Source organism: Paenibacillus darwinianus (assembly GCF_000598065.1).
Lineage (GTDB): Bacteria > Bacillota > Bacilli > Paenibacillales > Paenibacillaceae > Paenibacillus_I > Paenibacillus_I darwinianus.
This window is the reverse complement of sequence record NZ_KK082150.1, coordinates 19,449-21,458: the sequence shown is the minus strand read 5'-3', so window position 1 is coordinate 21,458 and position 2,010 is coordinate 19,449. Positions and strand designations below refer to the sequence as shown.

At 56.1% G+C, this 2,010-nt stretch carries 3 protein-coding genes; 2 read left to right on the top strand and 1 reads right to left on the bottom strand.

Going from position 1 to position 2,010, the window contains the following annotated elements; genetic code table 11:
* The coding region (locus tag BG52_RS06775; RefSeq protein WP_036582964.1) for an aminotransferase class III-fold pyridoxal phosphate-dependent enzyme at positions 1–474 on the top strand (474 nt) is incomplete at its 5' end.
* A 277-nt stretch (positions 475–751) separates the two neighbouring features.
* On the opposite strand, the gene BG52_RS06770 is transcribed toward BG52_RS06775, so the two are convergent.
* On the bottom strand, positions 752–1,036 hold the full coding sequence (locus tag BG52_RS06770; protein WP_036582961.1) for a hypothetical protein: 285 nt from the start codon (positions 1,034–1,036) through the stop codon (positions 752–754).
* A gap of 288 nt (positions 1,037–1,324) precedes the next feature.
* On the opposite strand from BG52_RS06770, the gene BG52_RS06765 reads away from it, so the two are divergent.
* Positions 1,325–1,687, top strand: coding sequence for a helix-turn-helix domain-containing protein (locus tag BG52_RS06765; RefSeq protein ID WP_036582959.1), 363 nt, complete (start codon positions 1,325–1,327; stop codon positions 1,685–1,687).
* Positions 1,688–2,010 lie beyond the last annotated feature (323 nt).

Sequence of the window (2,010 nt, the reverse complement as noted above, 5' to 3'; positions counted from 1 at the left end):
CTGCCGATCGGCGCTTACGGCGGCCGCAAAGCCATTATGGAGCAGGTCGCTCCGCTCGGCCCCGCTTATCAGGCGGGCACGATGGCGGGCAATCCCGCTTCGGTTGCGGCAGGCATCGCGTGCCTGGACATACTCAGCGAACCCGGTCTGTACGATCAAATGGACGTCCTTGCCGCCCTGCTCGCGGACGGCCTTGCCGATGCGGCGGCCGACGCAGGCGTGCCGCTGACGGTCAATCGGATTCGCGGCTCGTTCTCCAGTCACTTCTGCGCGCATCCGGTAACGAATTATGAGCAAGCCCAGGACACGGACGGCGACGCGTTTGCCGCGTTTTTCCGCGGCATGCTTGAGAAGGGCGTCTGCCTGGCGCCCTCCAAATACGAGGCGTGGTTCCTCACGGCGGCGCATACGCGCGCGGACATTGATGCTACGCTCGAAGCTGCCCGGTCGGTATTCCGGGCGATGGCTGAATAATTAAAACAAACGGCGGTTCGACCATCCTCTCTCCAAAGGTTGAACACATACCAGGCCAGCGCCATGAACACAATGTAGTAGCCGGCCAGCCGAAAGCGAGAAGCCGAGCGTCATGCCCTCCCGGGCGGAACATCCAGCGTAAGCTTGTCGATAATCGTCCGATTACCGATCCGTTTCGTCACGTTCATGGTAGCCGCGCCCTTCTCCAAAGCGGCAATAAGCCCGGCAAGGAATCCCCTTGGCCGGGCTTACAATGCGGCGGCGACAATTGTGCAACCTATTTGAGCGACACCTGAAACCGGGTGTAGTCCGGCTCAGCTTGCAAATCTGCGACTGCTTCCGGCATCGCCATAGCATGGACAACAAGTGTCATAGCCGTCTCGGCCTCCGCCAAGCCCGCTGCTGCGAACGGCGCTCCCGCGCTGCTTGCCTCCACTGCGGGCACACAGCAGCCCAGCGGATGAATCACTTTGAAATAACCCGTCTTGAACAATACCTCTGCTTCCCCTGATTCCTCCAAACAATTGCAGCGCACACAGTAAAACCGGCCGGACCCCGTCATGCTCGTTCACTCCTTTTCGTGATATAATATACAATATGTATCTTTTTATCGAATTATGTTACATTAAGTATCCAATTCACTTATAATTTACGACAATTATCGATGCCTGTCAACCCGGATTTTTCCATATCCTTAAAACCTCTTGGTGACATTCCCTTTGTACAGCATGTATCCGATCATCCGCAGCCGCTATGCGGCAACAATTTCGCTACATTTTGTCACAATTCTCTATGCAATTGCCGCTTATCCGTATTAATATGAAGAGAGATGGGAAATAGGAGGTTTATCATGAGCATTGGCAGCCGCATCGCAAAATGTAGAGAGCAACGGGGATGGACCCAAGAGCAAACCGCCTCCTCGCTGGGCATTTCCCGGGCCGCGTTATCCCATTACGAAAAAAACCGCCGGGAACCCGATACGGAAACGCTCACCAAATTCGCCGACCTGTTCAAGGTGTCGATCGATTTTCTGGTGGGAAGAACGGATAACCCTCACATGACGCTCAATGCCGCAGCTCGCGACTTTACCGACGCCTTGGAGCTCTCCGACGAGGAGTTGCTTCAAAGGTTCGCGCTGACCGTCGACGGGCGGAAGCTGTCGCCTGATGAGGCGCGGCGGTTCATCGCCTTCGTCCGCGGGCGGAACGCATGATTCAGGCCCAGGATTAACCTCTGAAACCCAATACGGGCTGCTCCGATTGCGATCGGAGCAGCCCTTTTTAGTCGCTGAAGCTTATTTGGATTTCACATTTCCGCGTCTCCCAATTTGGAGACGTTTTACGTTGAAGTAAGCGCCGCCTGCCTGTCGTTCATCGCGCGCTCCTCCTCGCCGACTTTAAGATACCACTTTCATCCGCGTTATACCCTGGCCGGTTGGTCGGCATAATACGACGTATACCAGGCTGCAAACCTGCGCAGCCCTTCTTCTATCGGCGTGTACGGCTTGAAGCCGACGGCCGCCTGCAGCGCGTCGAT

What these genes read in the sequence shown, in the direction of transcription:
- BG52_RS06765 (WP_036582959.1), top strand. Translation starts at nt 1,325, where the DNA reads ATGAGCATTGGCAGCCGCATCGCAAAATGTAGAGAGCAACGGGGATGG.
- BG52_RS06770 (WP_036582961.1), bottom strand. Translation starts at nt 1,036, where the DNA reads ATGACGGGGTCCGGCCGGTTTTACTGTGTGCGCTGCAATTGTTTGGAG.